The following is a 16,681-nucleotide window of genomic DNA, read 5'->3' on the forward strand; positions in this document are numbered from 1 at the left end:
CCAAACCGGGGTCGACCGTGATCAGGATTTTGTTTGCCTGCCTTCTGGCGGCAACTGTTGCAGGCTGCACCGGGTCGCAGCGCCCTCAGGCAGATCAGTCAGAAGTCGTGGCACGGTCTTACCGTGATCCGGGTCCGTCGACGCTGACGCTTTATACAATGATCAGCACCCGAACCGGTTCGGGGGCGCATACCTCGTTGATGATCAGTGGTAGTGAGCGGGTGATTTTTGACCCCGCAGGTTCATTCCGCGCGGATGTTGTGCCGATCAAGAACGACGTGCTGTACGGCATCACTCCGAATGTCGAGCGCGCCTATCGCAGCAGCCACGCGCGCGAAACGCATTTTGCGCGTATCCAAACCATCGAAGTCACCCCACAACAGGCGGAAATCGCCCTGCAGCTGGCCAAGCAGATGGGGCCGGTATCCAGTGCATACTGCGCCAACTCCACCTCTCGATTGTTGCAGCAGGTGCCAGGGTTCGAACAGATCGGAACCACGTTTTATCCGGTCAAACTGTCCGAGCAATTCGGCCAGATACCGGGGGTGTCCACCACCGAGTATCGCGAAAATGACGATGCCGATCTGCAAAAGGGTCTGGCGGCGAACAATGCCCTGCTGAACCAGCAGAGCGGTGCGCTAGCCCAATAGGTACAGCAGCGCGTAAAGGGTCGCGGCCCCGGAAAAGATCGCGGCAAGCACGTTTTTCGTAATCAACCCGGCCATCAGCGCGACAGCGGCTGCCGCCATGCGCGGGATGTCCGGCTGGCCGCCGGTTGCGGTCGGCCATACCACCAGCGGCGCGATCAGGGCAGGCAGGATCGCCACGGCGGTATAGCGTAAATGGCGCAGCAGCCAGGGGGGCATCGGGCGATCGCCGACCAGTCCGAGGAACACGAACCGCAGGCCGTAGCTGCCCAAAGCCAGCCCGACGATGATGATCCACATGGTGACCGGATCGACAGCGTTCATGACGTGACCTTTCTGCGTTCCAGCCACAATTCCGCCTGCGCCCCGGCCATCATACCGGTGCATCCGGCCACCAGCAGACCCAGATTATAGGGCACAGCAACCGTCAGCAGCGAGACCGTTATGGCAACTAATGCCGCTACAACATGCGGCAGTGTGCGCATCATCGGTCCGATCATGGCCAGAAACGTGATCGGCAAGGCGAAATCCAGCGCCCAGCTTTCGGGTATTCGCGTGCCCAACACTGCCCCCAGATAAGTGGACAGTATCCACAAAGGTGTGATCGGTGAGACCGAGCCAAAGAAATAGGCCATGCGTTGAGGTACGGCCATGTTGGGCTCTTTTTCGAACCGAACCATGCAGCTGGCGTAGGACTGGTCCACGACCAGATATGCGCCAATGGCGCGTTGCCATAGTGGCGCGGCCCCCAGATACGGCGTCAGCGAGGCTGAATACATCGCCATCCGCAGGTTCACAGCCAGCGCCGAAGCCAGGATAATCAGGGTTGGCGCATTGTCTTGCAGCAGTTGCAAGGCCGCGAATTGCGCGGCCCCGGCGAAAACCGTTGCCGTGAACGCCATCGTCTGAATGATGGTCAGCCCGGTTTCGGTGGCGAATACCCCGAACAAGGTGCCGAAAGGGATGGCGACGAAAATGAACGGGGTCCCGTCGCGAAAACCCTTCCAATAGTATGACTTGGATGTGGTGTCTGCCATGGCTAAATCCTATGGTGATAGCCGCAGCAGTAGCGGTCTTGGGAAAGGGTTGCAATTGGCCAAGGAACTGGATGTCTCGGACTACATCATCGCCCCCGATCCCGGCGCGGCCCGCCTGACCCGCGCGGTCGAGGGCGTGGACCAGAATGGAGAGGTCAGCCAGATCTCGGTGGTTGAGGAGCGCCCTTTGACGATTTTCCTGAATTCCCAGGAAATCGTGACCGCGATGACCATAGGCGACTATCCGGAATTTCTGGCGCTGGGGTTCCTGCGCAATCAGGGCATGTTGCTGGATGATGATCAGATCACGCAGGTCGATTATGACGACGAACTGGAAACCGTGATCGTCCGCACCGCGCGCGAGACGTCCTACGAGGACAAGCTGAAGAAAAAGACCCGTACCAGTGGCTGCGCAGTCGGCACCGTATTCGGGGACATGATGGAGGGGTTGGAGGACGTGCGTCTACCGCAGGTTTCGGTGCGGACATCATGGCTGTATGAGTTGGCGGCCAAGATCAACCGAACCCCGTCGCTGTATCTTGAGGCCGGGGCGATCCACGGAACGGTTCTGTGCCTTGAAAACCGCCCTCTGGTCTACATGGAGGATGTCGGCCGCCACAACGCTGTCGACAAAATCGCGGGCTGGATGCTGTCCGAGGGTGAGGCGGCGGACGACAAGATCCTCTACACCACTGGCCGTCTGACATCCGAGATGGTGATCAAGACGGCGATGATGGGCATCCCAGTGCTGGCCTCCCGTTCGGGCTTCACCGCATGGGGCGTCGAGATCGCGCGCGAGGTCGGCCTGACCCTGATCGGCCGCATGCGCGGTCAGCGGTTTGTGTGTCTGTCGGGCGAGGACCGGTTGCTGCGCGATGTGGACCCGGCCAGCGTGGCGGTTGAGGATAAGAAGCATCGCAGGAAGAGTGCGGGATGATATCAGAGACACTTTGGATTTTCGTCACTTTTGTTTTAGCAGTCAGCATTCTGCCACTCTATGTTTTGGTGCTGGTAACCTACTTCCGCAGCAAACGAGCCGTCGTTGAAGGCATTTGTGCGCATAGTAAGAATGTGCTGGGTAAGTTGGGCTGGAGCGCCCGGAAATATGTTGGGGTGCTGGATTTGGTGGTTTTCTGGGGACCTGGATGGCAGCAAACCAGCCTTGACTACCGACTTCAGAACACATCGCTTCAGCGTATTGCGATGCATGGGCTTCCGCAGTCGCTTGAATTGATGCCATCGGTACAAAAAGCTGCGCGGCGCTATCGCTTGTTGTTTTGGTGTGGCGTGCTTCCTACCTTGATTCTCGGTTATTTTCTGGGCGCGGTAAATCTTGGTGTTCGGTTGGGTGAAACCACGTCAACATCTCCGCGCATTTGGATACTGCTTCTTTTGGCTGGCATCTGCCTTGCGTCGGCGCAGCCGTTCACGAAATTCAAGAAGTGGCCAGAGATCGAGGGCACCGCATGATCCGCCCACTTGGCATCATCCTCGCAGGTGGTCTCGCCACCCGAATGGGTGGCGGAGACAAGGGTCTGTTGCAGATCGGCGGGCAAAGCCTGCTATCTCATGTGATCGACCGGCTTTCGTCGCAAGTGGATGGCCTTGCGCTAAACGCCAATGGTGATCCCGAACGGTTCGCTGATCTGAACCTGCCCATTCTGCCTGACACGATCGAAGGGTTCGCGGGGCCTTTGGCGGGCGTTTTGGCCGGGCTCGACTGGGCAGCCACGCAAGGGGCTGACTGCATTGTCACCGCTGCCGCCGATACTCCGTTTTTCCCGCGCGATCTGGTGATGCGGCTGAGCGACGCTGCCCAGGGGCAAGCGCTTCCGCTGGTGCTGGCCACCACGCCACGCACCGGGGATGAGGCGTTGAAATCCGGTGGTGGAAAACGGGTCAATCGGCACCCGACCTTTGGTCTCTGGCCCGTGGCATTACGCGACGATCTGCGGGATGCGCTGAATGACGGCCTGCGCAAGGTCGTGCTGTGGACCGACAAACATGATGGGCGCGAGGCGCTGTTCCCGGCCGATCCCTTTGATCCGTTCTTCAACGTCAACACACCCGACGATCTGGCGCGGGCGGAACAACTGCTGGAGCAGGCATGAAGGTTTACGGCGTCACCGGCTGGAAAAACGCGGGCAAGACTGGGTTGATGGAGCGGCTGGTGACTGAGATCACCGGGCGCGGCTTTACCGTCTCGACTCTGAAACACGCCCATCACAATGTCGATGTCGATCAGCCGGGCACTGACAGCTATCGTCACCGCGTTGCGGGCGCGTCCGAGGTTCTGCTGGCCTCGGGTCAGCGCGTCGCGATCATGCAAGAGCTGCGCGGCGTGCCCGAGCCTCCATTGAATGAGTTACTAGAGCGACTGTCGCCAGTCGATCTAGTGTTGATCGAGGGGTTTAAAAGCGAGGCCCACCCCAAGGTCGAAGCCTATCGGGCCGTGGCCGCGAACCCGTTGATGGCGCCTGAGAACGCGACGATCCGCGCCGTCGCAAGTGACACGCCGCTCGATGTGGTTGTGCCGGTCTTTGACCTGAATGACACCGCAGCCATCGCCGATTTCATTCTGCAAGAGGTTGGTTTGTGACCGGTTTCGATAGTTTTGCCATGGTCGATTGGTCCGGTGGCAATGACACCGGCCTTTTTGAACGCAAGGATGCCATCTGGGCCTGTGTGGTGCGTAAGGGCAGGGCGGAAGAACCGACATACCTTAGAAACCGCAAGATTGCCGAGGAATGGCTGCACGACCTGATTGCGGATGAGATTGCCTCAGGACGGCGGCTGTGTCTGGGGTTCGATTTCCCCTTTGGCTATCCCAAAGGGTTCGCCCGTGCGCTGACCGGATCGGATGATCCGTTGCGGTTGTGGGACTGGTTCGAGAGCCGGATCGAGGATTCGCCAAAAGCCAACAACCGGTTTGATTTGGCCGGAGAGATTAACCGCCGTTTTGGCGGCAAGGGTCCGTTCTGGTTCAATGGCCTGCGACGCGGCATCGACGGTCTGCCCAAAAACAAGGCGGACTATCACAACCCATTTCCCGAACGCCGTTGCGTCGAACTGAACCCCGAAACCAAGGGCAGCTTTACGTGTTGGCAAATGGGCGGGGCCGGTGCTGTGGGTGGTCAGGTCATGACTGGCCTGCCGGTTCTGGCCCGTCTGCGCCGCGCATTTACCGGACAAATCTCGGTCTGGCCGTTCGAGCCGCTGGACACCCCGGTCGCCTTTGTGGAAATCTGGCCCTCGCTTACCCTGGGGGCCGGGCCGAAAGACCGGATCAAGGACGCCTGGCAGGTGGAACAGGTTGCCCTGTCACTGGCCGGGATGCGACCCGAGGAATTGGCGAACCATCTGAACGTCAACGCAGCAGAGGAAGGCTGGATTTTGGGAGTGTCACAACGCAAGCCGGATATTGCCCCACCGCCCCTGCGCAACGATTGCTTTGCTTTGCCTGCCGGGGTGAGCTGGACGCCGGTGGATGACGCGCTGGCCCTGCTGCGCCAGCGGCTGACGGTAGTTGTGCCTGTTGAAACAATTGCGCTCCCGCAGGCTATGGGGCGCATTCTGGCAGAGGATATCATCGCTAAACGCTCGAACCCGCCGCAACCGAATACGGCCGTTGACGGCTATGGATTTGCGGGTGCGATGCCCGAGGGTGCGCAGGTGATGCCATTGCATCCGGGCCGCGCGGCTGCGGGTATCCCGTTTGATGGCACGGTGCCGCATGGCCATGCGCTGCGGGTGTTGACCGGCGCGGCGTTGCCTGCGGGTGTGGATACGGTCATTCTAGAAGAGGACGTGACCGTACAAGATGACCACATCGCTTTTCACGGCCCCCTGAAACAGGGTGCAAACACCCGCCGTGCAGGTGAGGACGTGACCGCGGGCGATCTGGTTCTGTCTGCCGGGCGAAGGTTGACGCCCGCCGATCTGGCGTTGTTGTCGGCTACCGGAATTGCAAAAGTTCCAGTGCGCAAGACGCTGCGTGTGGCGGTGCTGTCGACCGGTGATGAACTGATCGAACCCGGAGACAAGGCCGGGCCAGGCCAGATATTCGATGCCAACCGCCCGATGCTGCTGTCACTGATCGACCGCATGGGGTTTCAGCCGGTGGATATGGGGCGGGTTTCTGATGACCGGGAAGATTTGCGCGATCGCCTGAATGCGGCGGCGGAACAGGCGGATGTAATCCTGACCAGCGGTGGCGCGTCAGCCGGGGATGAGGATCACGTTTCGGCCCTGTTGCGAGAGGCGGGGGCGATGCAGGAATGGAGGATTGCGCTCAAACCGGGGCGGCCGCTGGCTCTGGGATTGTGGGAAGGCACACCGGTCTTTGGCCTGCCCGGTAATCCGGTTGCGGCTAAGGTCTGCACCCTGATCTTTGCGCGCCCGGCTTTGGGTCTGATGGCGGGTGGGGGCTGGCAGGACCCACAGGGGTTCGATCTGCCCGCCGCCTTTGAAAAACGCAAGAAACCGGGCCGCCGCGAATATCTGCGCGCCCGAGTGCGCGATGGCCGGGTCGAGGTGTTTGCCTCTGAAGGATCGGGCCGGATCAGCGGGCTCAGCTGGGCCGAAGGGCTGGTCGAGATCGAGGACGGCGCGCGCGATATCAAACCGGGCGATCTAGTCCGGTTCATCCCCTATGGCAGTTTTGGCCTTTAGTCGAAGGTTCCAGCCACACGCCCCAGTAACATGAAGGCTCGCGCCGTTCGGGTCTCACCCAATGCGGTCAGGTCGGCATCGCTGGCCTCAGGTTCAAAAGCCACGATCATGTGGTCAAAGCGGCGCAGAAAATGATGTGCGGCGTCGCGAAAGATCGGGTCCTGCTTCATCCGCGCCGCCGTCAGCGCAAGCGACGACCGATCCCGAATGCCGCCCAAAGCCGCCACCGAGCGACCACGGGCACCCTGCGCGAATTGCCGCCAGATCTCGGGGCGGGACATGTCGGGGCGCAGGTCATCCATATAAATGCCTTCCTGGCTGAGCAGCGTCAAAACGTCCTGCGAAGCCTGCACCAGTTGGGCGGTCTTGCGGTCCTTCAACGCCAGACGCAAGGCGTCGAACCCTTCGGCGTCATCCTGCGTTTCGGGGAAATTCAGCGCTCGGATGAAAATATCGGTGCTGAGTGGCGGCGCGATGTCCTCGGCCTGCGTACCCAGCTCCAACGAGGTTTGGTCGCCGGTTCCGTTTGACGCTGCCGCCCGCGCGGGTTCGCTACGTTTGGTCGAAAACGTGGCCAGTGTACTTTCTGTCTTTTTCGCGGATTCAGCGATTTCGTCCAACTTCTTGCTGACGGCCGGTTCGTGGGAAATGGCGGCCCGCTGTTGCTGGAGGACATAGGTCTGCCGGATCGCATCAATCGCAGTCTGCAGACGTTCGCTTTCTTCGCGCATGACGCGGCTGGCGCGCATCGCCGTGGCCGCGACCCAGATCATTGCTACCGGCATGAACACCGCCAGCAAGGTCACCACGAACCCACCGCCCTCGACGTCGTCGGGCAGCACCAGAAACACCACCGAAACCACCAGCCAGATCACGCTAAGCACGATGGCCGCAATCTCGATCTCGGTCACGGACGGCCGCGAGGGCTTGTCGTAAATACCCAACGACGTTGGCCGCTCGGCTTCCTGCTCTGGCGTGGGCTCGGACATGAAGGACGCTCCGGTCAGGCGTACTCGATACTCAGGACTTCGTAAGACCGCACACCGCCGGGGGTGCGGACTTCGACACTGTCACCTTCGTCCTTGCCGATCAGGGCGCGGGCGATGGGGGATTTGATGTTGAGCAGCCCGTTTTCGATATTGGCCTCATACTCACCCACGATCTGCCAGGTCTTTTCCTCGTCAGTGTCCTCATCGACCAGCGTGACCTTGGCGCCGAATTTGATCGCACCGGACAGCTTGGCGGGGTCGATCACATCGGCCAGCGATAGGATGCCTTCCAGCTCTTTGATACGGCCTTCGATAAAGCCCTGTTTTTCGCGGGCCGAATGATATTCGGCGTTTTCCTTTAGGTCACCCAATTCACGGGCCGTAGCAATGGCCTCGATGATCGCAGGGCGCTCAACGGATTTCAGGTTTTTCAGCTCTGCCGCAAGCGCGGCATTGCCCATAGGCGTCATCGGAATTTTTTCCATGGTCTTGTCGTCCACGCATAAATTGATGCGCCCCGCCGCATGGAACCAGCGTCGGGGCGAATTGATGGGTTGGCAAATACCTGACCCAAATGAGGCGTGAATTGCAAGAGGTCTTGGCCCCGCAGCGGGCGGATTACGGCCTATGATGTTCGGGAAAAGCTTGAATCGCCAATACCCTGCCGCACTTCGTGCTCTCGGGGTGTTGGCGATAACGAGTTTGTAAGATGTTTCCCGGAACGCCCTAGTTGTAACTAATCACTTCGAATTCGATGCCATTGTCGTCGTCAAAGTAGAACCGTTTTCCGGGCTCATAATCCGCATGTGACTTGGGCGTGAAGCCGGCATTGATCACTTGCTGCTCGGTGGCGTCGATATCTTCGACCAAAACACCCACGTGGTTCAGCCCTCCAATGATGTCGTAACTGCTTTCGCCGGATGGCTGCGGATCGCTGGGCGCATAAAGCGCCAGATAGGTATGCGCGCTGCCCACATGCACGGTATAGCCGCCCGCAATGGCCGGGCCTTCCCAGCGGGTTTTCCAACCAAACACCTTGTGCATCCAGGCGGCCGAAGCCTGCGGGTCGCGAACCGTGAAGTTGGTGTGTTCAAGCGTCGCCATCATGGGGTCTCCTTTGCGAATTGAGGCTTGTCACGACTCACTGTAATTTCTAAACCTAACTTTAGGTCAAGGGATTAAATGAGGATAATGGCAGTTTCCGAAGGGCTGGCAATTGGCGCATTGGCCCGGCGCACGGGGTTGGCTGTGTCGGCCATCCGGTACTACGAGGCGCAGGGGCTGATCGCGCCCTGGCGCAATGCGGGTGGGCAGCGGCGGTATCAGCGCGCTGATATTCGGCGGTTGAGTTTCATCATGATCGCCCAGCAGTTTGGCCTGACGTTGCCCGAGATCAAGGATGTTTTGTCCGACTTGCCTGGCAACCGCACACCAACGCCAAAGGATTGGCAGAAAATCAGTGTCGGGCTGCGTGACCGTCTGGATCAGCGAATCGCTACCTTGACGCGGTTGCGCGACAATCTGGATGGGTGCATCGGCTGTGGCTGCCTGAGCCTTCCGAAATGCGCCCTTTACAACCCGGACGACCGCGCCAAATGCCATGGTAGCGGTCCCAGGTACCTTATGGGGGACTCTCCCGATACATAACTGCCGCATTGCAGCAATGTTACGCCGTGTTTTGATTGACCAAGGTCTTAGCAACCATGTAATCAGCCGTGAAACAATATTGCGCCGACAGCATGTAGAAAGCGCCAATTCGGAAAGTTAGCTAAGGAGCCCGCGATGGCCGAGATTGAACGCGAAGCGATGGAATACGATGTGGTTATCGTGGGCGCAGGCCCGGCGGGCCTTTCGGCAGCCATCCGTCTGAAACAGCTGGATGCGGACCTGAACGTCGTTGTTCTGGAAAAAGGCTCGGAAGTGGGCGCGCATATCCTGTCGGGCGCGGTATTGGACCCCAGTGGTCTGGATGCGCTGATCCCCGACTGGAAGGAAAAAGGCGCGCCGTTGAACACGCCGGTGACCGAAGACAATTTCTACATGCTGGGCGAGGCGGGTAAGATCCGTATTCCCAACTTCCCGATGCCGCCGCTGATGAACAACCACGGCAACTACATCGTCTCGATGGGGAATGTTTGCCGCTGGATGGCGGAACAGGCCGAAGAGCTGGGCGTGGAAATATTCCCCGGCATGGCGTGTTCAGAGCTGGTTTACGGCGACAACGGCGAGGTTAAAGGCGTTGTGGCCGGGGTGTTTGGCCTGGAACCCGACGGCTCATACGGCCCCAACACTGAACCTGGTATGGAGCTGCACGGCAAATATGTCTTCCTGTCCGAAGGTGTCCGCGGTTCGCTGTCCAAAGAGGTCATCGCCAAATACGACCTGCAGGCCGGCAAAGAGGTGCAGAAATACGGCGTCGGCATGAAAGAGATCTGGGAGATCGACCCCGCCAAGCACAAGGAAGGCACCGTTACGCATACGATGGGCTGGCCTCTGGGCAGCAACGCGGGCGGCGGGTCCTTTATCTATCACCTTGAAAACAGTCAGGTCTATGTCGGGTTTGTGGTTCACTTGAACTATAAAAACCCGCATCTGTACCCGTATATGGAATTCCAGCGCTTCAAGCATCACCCAATGGTGGCCGAGCTGCTGAAGGGCGGCAAGCGCGTGGCCTACGGTGCCCGTGCGATCACCGAAGGCGGCTATCAGTCGATGCCGAAACTGGTAGCGCCGGGCGTGGCACTATTGGGCTGTTCGGCGGGTATGGTCAACGTGCCGCGCATCAAGGGCAACCATAATGCGATGCTGTCTGGCAAGGCCGCGGCCGAAGCTGCCTTTGACGCCATCAAGGCCGAACGATCGGGCGATGAGCTGACCGATTACGAGACCGATGTGCGCAATGGCCCGATCGGCAGCGATCTGAAAAAGGTGCGAAACGTCAAGCCGATCTGGTCGAAATGGGGTCTGACTGCCAGCCTGATGCTGGGCGGTCTGGATATGTGGACCAACACGCTGGGCTTTTCGCTGCTGGGCACAGTGGGCCATGGTAAGAACGACGCGGATTCGACCGAAGAGGCCAGCAAACACAAGCCCATCGATTATCCCAAACCCGATGGCACGCTGTCGTTTGACCGCCTAACCAACGTCTCATTTGCGATGACCAATCACGAGGAAAGCCAGCCCTGCCACCTGAAACTGGCGGACCCGGACATCCCGGTCAAAGTCAACCTGCCCAAATACGACGAACCGGCGCAGCGCTATTGCCCGGCGGGCGTGTATGAGATGGTCGAAGATGAAGGCAGTCCGCGCTTCGTGATCAACTTCCAGAACTGCGTCCACTGCAAGACCTGCGACATCAAGGACCCCAGCAAGAACATCACTTGGACCACGCCGCAGGGTGGCGACGGGCCAAACTATCCAAATATGTAAGCAAAAAACCGGGCACTGGCAGGGTCGTGAAGGCTCTGCCATTGCCTCTTGCCAGCCAAAGCCCTAGCTTATTGCGCAGACAAGAATAGCAAGGCAGGATTTTGGTGATTTCTCTGGTTCGTCGCGCCGCAATGGCTGCGCTCTTCACCTCGTCGATTGTGCTTCCAGCTGTAGCGGATTCGGGGTCCGGTGCGTATTTGGCTGGCCGTCAGGCCATCTATCAGAACGACTATTCAGCCGCTGAAAAATACTATGCACAGGCCCTGAAAGCCGATCCTGAAAATGCAGCATTGTTGGAAAGCGTGGTTGTCGCACGGCTGGCGCTGGGCGATGTGGCACGCGCGCTGCCTGTTGCGCAGATGATTGAGGATGCCGGTCTGCCCAGTCAGGCAGCAAGGATGGTGATCACCGCCAATCTGGTGGCCGACGGCAAACTGGATGAACTGCTGGCCCGTGATCCCGAAACGCAAGGCGTGGGGCCTTTGGTCGACGGTTTGGTACAGGGATGGGCATACATTGGCCAAGGGGCCATGACCCGCGCGATGGAGCAGTTTGACGAGGTCGCAACGCAGGATGGCTTGCGCGACTTTGCACTGTACCACAAGGCGCTGGCGCTGGCCTCGGTTGGCGATTTTGAAGGGGCTGAAGAAGTATTCACGGCCCATAACGGTGCGGTTGCCCGCTTTTCGCGACGGGCCGCTTTGGCCCGGGCCGAGGTTTTGTCGCAACTGGACCGCAATGAAGAGGCACAGCAATTTCTGGGTGAGGTATTTGCGGCCGGCAGCGACCCGTCGATCGAAGGTTATGTGGCGCGCCTGTCCGATGGTGATACCCTGCCGTTCACCCATGTTCGATCGGCGCAAGATGGCATGGCCGAGGTTTTCTTTTCCGTTGGCGCAGCGCTGAGCAATGAGGCGGCGCAGAACTATGTCCTGCTTTATGTGCGCACGGCTGCGTTCCTGCGTCCCGGGCATGTGGATGCGATCTTGCTGAGTGCCGAATTGCTGGACGTGCTGGAGCAATATGATCTGGCCGTGGAAGCCTATCGTCGGGTGCCCGCCAGCAGCAGTGACTATCACGCGGCCGAACTTGGCCGGGCCGAGGTGCTTAGCCGGTCAGACAAAAAGGATGCTGCTGCCGAGGTGTTGCAAACCCTGGCCAGCCAGAACCCAAACCTGCCCAGCGTTCATGTAGCGCTGGCCGATCTGCAACGCCAGCAAGAAGAATACACCAGCGCTGTCGCGTCTTATGATCGTGCCATCGAACTGACCGAGGGTGGCAACTGGTTTTTGCACTATGCCCGCGGCATCTCGCACGAACGGCTCAAGCAATGGGATCAGGCCGAGGCCGATTTCCGCCGCGCGCTAGAGTTGAACCCAGATCAGCCGCAGGTGCTGAACTATTTGGGATATTCCCTGGTCGAACGGCGCGAAAAACTGGACGAGGCGCTGAACATGATCGAACGCGCCGTCGCGGCGCGCCCCGACAGCGGTTATATCGTCGACAGTCTGGGCTGGGTCCTGTTCCGTCTGGGCCGCTATGATGAGGCGGTCGAACATATGGAGCGCGCGGTCGAGCTGATGGCGGTTGATCCAGTGGTGAATGATCATCTGGGTGATGTCTATTGGGCTGTGGGCCGCGCGCGCGAGGCTGAGTTCCAGTGGAAACGCGCCTTGTCCTTCATTGATCCTGAAGACACGGATGCCGAGGCTGATCCCGACCGTATCCGTCGCAAGCTGGAGATTGGCCTCGACGAGGTTCTGGCCGAGGAAGGGGCGGAACCGTTGAAGGTCGCCAATGGCAACTAAGGCCTTCGCGCCCGCCAAGATCAACCTGACTCTGCATGTGACCGGCCAGCGGGTTGATGGATATCACCTGTTGGATTCGCTGGTCGTATTTGCTGATGTGGGCGACAGGTTGCAGTTTACACCAGGCCCTGAATTGTCGATCTCAGTCACCGGAGAACACGCGGCAGGCGTGCCTGCAGACAGTCGCAATCTGGTTTGGAAAGCGGCCCAAGCCGCCGGGTGGACGGGCCATATCGATCTGAACAAGGTGCTGCCGCATGGTGGCGGGATTGGCGGCGGTTCGTCTGACGCCGCCGCGACCCTTTGGGCGTTGGCTGGTCAAGGGGTCGACATACCAGAGGACCTGCCTGTTTCTCTGGGCGCTGATGTATCTGTTTGCATGGCCGCCCAAGCGACACGAATGCAGGGAATTGGCGATAGGCTAACGTCCGTGTCCCTTCCGAATTTGCCCGCAGTTCTGGTCAACCCGGGTATTCCGGTGCCCACATCTTCGGTGTTCCAGGCGTTGGCCCGGCGGGACAACCTGCCCATGCCGATTGATATCCCGGAATTCGAGAATGCCGGGGCCTGCGCCGAATGGTTGCGTGACCAGCGGAATGATCTGGAAATCCCCGCAATGGGCATCGCCCGCGAAATTGAGTTTGCGCTGGATTCACTGCGATTGACTACGCGGGCGCTGTTGGCCCGCATGTCGGGGTCAGGTTCGACCTGTTTCGCGCTCTATCCCACAATGAAAGACGCGCATTTTGCAGCGTACGAGATCGGCGCGGCCCATCCCGATTGGTGGTGCCGTGCGGTGCAGCTTAATTGAGGCGCGAAACCACGTAATCGGCCAGATCACGCAGCAGCTTGCGAATCTCATGATCGGGCAGGGGCGCCAGCGCATCCTTGGCCTTGGCGGCCCAGTCGAACGCATCTGACCGGGTGGCGTCAAGCGTGCCGTATTTTCCCATCAGGCTCAGCGCGTGGTCCAGGTCACCCTCTTCTTGGCGACCCCGGCCAATCGTGCGCTCCCAAAAGACATGTTCATCAGGGGTGGCTTGCGCCACGGCCTTGATCACCGGCAGGGTCAACTTGCGTTCGCGGAAATCGTCGCCGACATTTTTACCGGTGGCCTTGCTATCACCTTGATAATCTAGCAGATCATCAGCGATCTGGAAGGCAATACCCAAAGCATCGCCATAGTCATACAGCGCCTTGACCTGTTCCTCAGACGCTCCGGCGATTACACCGCCAACCTCGGTCGCGGCAGAGAACAGGGCGGCGGTCTTGCCACGTACAACCTGCAGGTAAATCGCCTCATCCGTGCCCAGATCGGTGGCCGCGGTCATCTGCAACACTTCACCTTCGGCAATGGTGGCCGAGGCATTGGCCAGAATGTCCAGAACACGCAGTGACCCGGTCTCAACCATCAACTGGAAACTGCGGGAGAACAGGTAATCGCCCACCAGAACGCTGGATTTGTTGTCCCACAGCAGGTTCGCCGTTGGGCGGCCACGCCGCTGGGCGCTTTCGTCCACCACATCGTCATGCAGTAGGGTCGCCGTGTGGATGAATTCAACCGTCGCGGCCAGCCGCACATGGTGGTCGCCCGCGTAACCGAACAGACGTGCGGCCGCCAGGGTCAGCATCGGACGCAGACGTTTGCCACCGGCCTCAACCAGATGTGCTGTCACTTCGGGGATGCGTGGCGCGTGATCAGAGACCATGCGCGTGCGGATCAGCTCATTCACCGCAGCCATTTCGCTGGTCAGAAGGTCAGCCAACCGCTCATGCGGTTTTGTGATCGCGTCGATTTCCATCACACTCCTGATACAAGGCTCGACTTTCGACTTACCTTGCCCTTACATCCATCCCTATGAAAGAACTTTTGCGCAGCACCGATCCGACGATCCTGGCCTTTGCTTCGGCCCTTCTTGAGGGTGAGGATATAGACTGCTTTCAGATGGACGTAAATATGAGCATCCTCGAAGGCGGCATCGGAATCTTCCCCCGTCGTCTGATGGTGCGGGCTGATGACCTGACGCGGGCTGAACGGGTGATGCGCGATAATGAGATTCCGCTGGGTCGATGAGCCATTTGCCGGATAATGATCTGACCTGTAACGATTTTTTGAATGGCCGTGTGCGCCTGTGGCAACCGCGTTCGGGATATCGTGCGGGCGTGGACCCGGTCTTGCTGGCTGCCTCGGTTCCGGCGACACGTGGTCACACCGTGCTGGAACTGGGCTGCGGGGCAGGCGCCGCGATCCTGTGCCTTCTGGCGCGTGTGCCGGGATTGCAAGGGGTCGGGGTGGAATTGCAGGCCAGCTATGCCGCGCTGGCCCGTCGCAACGCAGCCGAGAACGCCGCGTCGTTCGAGGTGGTCGAGGCCGATCTTGCCGCCCTGCCTGCCGACCTGAAGCAGCGCCAGTTTGACCATGTCATCGCCAACCCGCCCTATTACCGCGCCGGAGCGCACAGTGCCGCTGCGGATGACGGCCGGGCAATCGCGCTGGGTGAGGGCACACCACTGGGTGTTTGGTTCGACACTGCGGCCAAACGTCTCGCACCGCGCGGCTATTTGCACATGATCCAAAAGGCCGACCGTTTGCCAGATATGCTTTTGGGCTGCACGGGGCGCCTGGGCTCAGTTGAGGTGTTGCCTTTGGCGGCACGCGCGGGTCGGGCTGCCGAATTAGTGATTTTACGCGCCAAAAAGGGCGGAAAGGCCGCGTTTCGGTTGCATGCGCCGTTGATTTTGCATGCAGGCGCGCGCCACGAAAAAGACGGTGAAAGCTACACACCGCAGGTTTCGGCGGTGCTGCGCGATGCGGCCGCCCTGCCGGGGTTGTCCGGCCAATAGGCAGTAACCAGCCGAATTTGTCGGATTTATTACAGAATCTGTGCGTATGCAGCGTGACAGGGTGGAAACGATGTGATCAACTTCTTACGTGAAACTCAGACACCAACAGAGGAGTATCGCCATGAGCGTGAGCGCACACCTGACCGAACTGAAGAAAAAGCACGAAACACTCGGTCTTGAAGTTGAACAAGCCCAACGCTCGCCTGGCATCGACGATCTCCATATTGCACAACTCAAAAAGCAGAAGCTTAAGCTAAAAGAAGAGATCGAGCGCTTGTCAGCCTAGCGACGCAAGCTCGCCCGCGCGGCAATGGCCGCGCCGCCAGTGATCAACACGGCCGCGATCGCCAGACCCCAGGACGGGGCGGCGATCCCGGCCCCAACCAAAGCCAGCGTAGACAACAGCGGTGCCGCGTAAGAAGCAGTACCGAGGATTTGTATGTCACCCTGCTTTACCCCGATATCCCACACATAAAACGCTAGACCCACCGGCCCCAGACCCAGTGCCACGACCGAAGCCCAGCCAAAGGCGCTGTCGGGCCAGATGGTTTCTTCAACAGCCAGATGCAGCGCGCCCGAGGCAATCGCCGCCGCGATGCAGAACACGGCGACCGAACTGGTCGGAGTGTCCCCCAAACGGCGCGACAGGACCGAATACCCCGACCATGTCAGCGCGCACAGCAGCGCCAGCCCATACCCCGGTAGATGAGCGGTCTGAACCCCTGCGCTACCGCCTCCTGCGATGATGATCGCAGCTCCGGCAAAGCCCAGACAGGCCCCAAACAGATGACCGATACGCAGATGCTCGCCCGGCAATAGCCCGGAAAACAGCACGATCAGCAGGGGCCAGAGATAGGCGATCAACCCAGCTTCAGCTGCTGGAGCCATGCGCAGGGCCGAAAAATACAAGGCGTGATAGCCGAACAGGCCCGCGGCACCGAACAGATACGTTGTCCAGGGCACCGCCAATAATTGGGGCAAACCGCCGTTGGCCCATGTCCAGATCAGGCCCAGCGTGCCGCCGATAGAAAAACAGATGGCGTTCAGCAAAAGCGGTGGGGTTGGGGTCGAGCCGACTGTGAACAGCGCCAGTAAAGACCACAGCAGCACAGCCACAAACCCAATCGCTGTTGCCTGAGCTTTTGTCATAGGGCCGTGACCTTTTTCACCGATCTGCTTTGAAAGGATACAACGACCGGGAAGACGTGCAATTCTTTAACTGTCGGTTTCAGAACGAAAAAGGCCGATCCAAAAGG

Annotated in this window: 20 protein-coding genes; 13 read left to right on the plus strand and 7 right to left on the minus strand. The window is 59.6% G+C overall.

Translation table 11 applies throughout. The features are described from left to right. Positions 1-17: 17 nt before the first annotated feature. Positions 18-650 carry a hypothetical protein gene (locus tag ACR3EP_RS16555; RefSeq protein ID WP_170350684.1) on the plus strand — a complete coding sequence of 211 codons (633 nt, stop codon included), beginning with the start codon at positions 18-20 and terminating at the stop codon, positions 648-650. Here the strand turns inward: ACR3EP_RS16555 and ACR3EP_RS16560 are convergent. Together ACR3EP_RS16560 and ACR3EP_RS16565 are read right to left on the minus strand one after the other, a co-directional pair. Next, the gene (locus ACR3EP_RS16560) at positions 639-971 is read right to left on the minus strand and encodes an AzlD domain-containing protein (protein ID WP_170350769.1); all 333 of its coding nucleotides are present in this window, start codon (positions 969-971) and stop codon (positions 639-641) included. The two genes, ACR3EP_RS16555 and ACR3EP_RS16560, sit on opposite strands and share 12 nt — an antisense overlap. Continuing rightward, positions 968-1,684, minus strand: coding sequence for an AzlC family ABC transporter permease (locus ACR3EP_RS16565; RefSeq protein WP_480638698.1), 717 nt, complete (start codon positions 1,682-1,684; stop codon positions 968-970). The genes ACR3EP_RS16560 and ACR3EP_RS16565 overlap by 4 nt, the downstream gene beginning before the upstream one ends. On the opposite strand from ACR3EP_RS16565, the gene ACR3EP_RS16570 reads away from it, so the two are divergent. Genes ACR3EP_RS16570 through ACR3EP_RS16590 form a run of 5 tightly spaced genes read left to right on the plus strand, consistent with a single transcriptional unit; the run spans position 1,683 to position 6,355 of the window. After that, a complete protein-coding gene (locus tag ACR3EP_RS16570; RefSeq protein WP_480638699.1) occupies positions 1,683-2,621 on the plus strand; it encodes a formate dehydrogenase accessory sulfurtransferase FdhD in 939 nt (312 codons plus the stop codon). The two genes, ACR3EP_RS16565 and ACR3EP_RS16570, sit on opposite strands and share 2 nt — an antisense overlap. Beyond that, positions 2,618-3,154: a hypothetical protein gene (locus tag ACR3EP_RS16575; protein ID WP_480638700.1), complete on the plus strand. Its 537-nt coding sequence runs from the start codon at positions 2,618-2,620 to the stop codon at positions 3,152-3,154. The genes ACR3EP_RS16570 and ACR3EP_RS16575 overlap by 4 nt, the downstream gene beginning before the upstream one ends. Further along, positions 3,151-3,795, plus strand: a complete 645-nt coding sequence (gene mobA, locus ACR3EP_RS16580; RefSeq protein ID WP_480638701.1) for a molybdenum cofactor guanylyltransferase MobA — start codon at positions 3,151-3,153, stop codon at positions 3,793-3,795. Before ACR3EP_RS16575 ends, mobA begins: the two co-directional genes overlap by 4 nt. Then, a complete protein-coding gene (gene mobB / locus ACR3EP_RS16585) occupies positions 3,792-4,283 on the plus strand; it encodes a molybdopterin-guanine dinucleotide biosynthesis protein B (protein WP_480638702.1) in 492 nt (163 codons plus the stop codon). The genes mobA and mobB overlap by 4 nt, the downstream gene beginning before the upstream one ends. Next, positions 4,280-6,355: a molybdopterin-binding protein gene (locus ACR3EP_RS16590; RefSeq protein WP_480638703.1), complete on the plus strand. Its 2,076-nt coding sequence runs from the start codon at positions 4,280-4,282 to the stop codon at positions 6,353-6,355. Before mobB ends, ACR3EP_RS16590 begins: the two co-directional genes overlap by 4 nt. On the opposite strand, the gene ACR3EP_RS16595 is transcribed toward ACR3EP_RS16590, so the two are convergent. The 3 genes from ACR3EP_RS16595 to ACR3EP_RS16605 form a co-directional block, all read right to left on the minus strand. After that, the gene (locus ACR3EP_RS16595; protein ID WP_170350677.1) at positions 6,352-7,344 is read right to left on the minus strand and encodes a hypothetical protein; all 993 of its coding nucleotides are present in this window, start codon (positions 7,342-7,344) and stop codon (positions 6,352-6,354) included. The genes ACR3EP_RS16590 and ACR3EP_RS16595 overlap by 4 nt on opposite strands. Before the next feature lie 14 nt (positions 7,345-7,358). Beyond that, positions 7,359-7,829 (minus strand): transcription elongation factor GreA, encoded by a 471-nt coding sequence (greA, locus tag ACR3EP_RS16600; protein WP_480638704.1) that lies wholly within the window; start codon positions 7,827-7,829, stop codon positions 7,359-7,361. Between the two features lie 241 nt (positions 7,830-8,070). Further along, positions 8,071-8,451, minus strand: a complete 381-nt coding sequence (locus ACR3EP_RS16605) for a VOC family protein (protein ID WP_480638705.1) — start codon at positions 8,449-8,451, stop codon at positions 8,071-8,073. Between the two features lie 84 nt (positions 8,452-8,535). On the opposite strand from ACR3EP_RS16605, the gene soxR reads away from it, so the two are divergent. From soxR to ACR3EP_RS16625, 4 genes are all read left to right on the plus strand, one after another. Continuing rightward, complete coding sequence (gene soxR / locus ACR3EP_RS16610; RefSeq protein ID WP_170350673.1) at positions 8,536-8,991, plus strand: redox-sensitive transcriptional activator SoxR; 456 nt, start codon at positions 8,536-8,538, stop codon at positions 8,989-8,991. 135 nt (positions 8,992-9,126) lie between these two features. Next, positions 9,127-10,773 (plus strand): electron transfer flavoprotein-ubiquinone oxidoreductase, encoded by a 1,647-nt coding sequence (locus ACR3EP_RS16615; protein ID WP_480638706.1) that lies wholly within the window; start codon positions 9,127-9,129, stop codon positions 10,771-10,773. 131 nt (positions 10,774-10,904) lie between these two features. Next, the gene (locus ACR3EP_RS16620) at positions 10,905-12,581 is read left to right on the plus strand and encodes a tetratricopeptide repeat protein (RefSeq protein ID WP_480639041.1); all 1,677 of its coding nucleotides are present in this window, start codon (positions 10,905-10,907) and stop codon (positions 12,579-12,581) included. Next, complete coding sequence (locus ACR3EP_RS16625) at positions 12,571-13,392, plus strand: 4-(cytidine 5'-diphospho)-2-C-methyl-D-erythritol kinase (protein ID WP_480638707.1); 822 nt, start codon at positions 12,571-12,573, stop codon at positions 13,390-13,392. The genes ACR3EP_RS16620 and ACR3EP_RS16625 overlap by 11 nt, the downstream gene beginning before the upstream one ends. Here ACR3EP_RS16625 and ACR3EP_RS16630 read toward each other — a convergent pair. Then, positions 13,385-14,383 (minus strand): polyprenyl synthetase family protein, encoded by a 999-nt coding sequence (locus tag ACR3EP_RS16630; protein WP_480638708.1) that lies wholly within the window; start codon positions 14,381-14,383, stop codon positions 13,385-13,387. The two genes, ACR3EP_RS16625 and ACR3EP_RS16630, sit on opposite strands and share 8 nt — an antisense overlap. Positions 14,384-14,439: 56 nt before the next feature. Here ACR3EP_RS16630 and ACR3EP_RS16635 point away from each other — a divergent pair, with 56 nt between their 5' ends. The 3 genes from ACR3EP_RS16635 to ACR3EP_RS16645 all read left to right on the plus strand — a co-directional run bounded on the left by ACR3EP_RS16635 (position 14,440) and on the right by ACR3EP_RS16645 (position 15,711). Beyond that, on the plus strand, positions 14,440-14,655 hold the full coding sequence (locus tag ACR3EP_RS16635; RefSeq protein WP_037316655.1) for a putative signal transducing protein: 216 nt from the start codon (positions 14,440-14,442) through the stop codon (positions 14,653-14,655). Then, positions 14,652-15,425 (plus strand): tRNA1(Val) (adenine(37)-N6)-methyltransferase, encoded by a 774-nt coding sequence (locus tag ACR3EP_RS16640; protein ID WP_480638709.1) that lies wholly within the window; start codon positions 14,652-14,654, stop codon positions 15,423-15,425. The genes ACR3EP_RS16635 and ACR3EP_RS16640 overlap by 4 nt, the downstream gene beginning before the upstream one ends. A 121-nt stretch (positions 15,426-15,546) precedes the next feature. Further along, a complete protein-coding gene (locus ACR3EP_RS16645; protein ID WP_170350663.1) occupies positions 15,547-15,711 on the plus strand; it encodes a YdcH family protein in 165 nt (54 codons plus the stop codon). Here ACR3EP_RS16645 and yddG read toward each other — a convergent pair. Then, positions 15,708-16,574 (minus strand): aromatic amino acid exporter YddG, encoded by an 867-nt coding sequence (yddG, locus tag ACR3EP_RS16650; protein WP_480638710.1) that lies wholly within the window; start codon positions 16,572-16,574, stop codon positions 15,708-15,710. The two genes, ACR3EP_RS16645 and yddG, sit on opposite strands and share 4 nt — an antisense overlap. Positions 16,575-16,681 lie beyond the last annotated feature (107 nt).

It is taken from the genome of Ruegeria sp. BB10 (assembly GCF_056535725.1).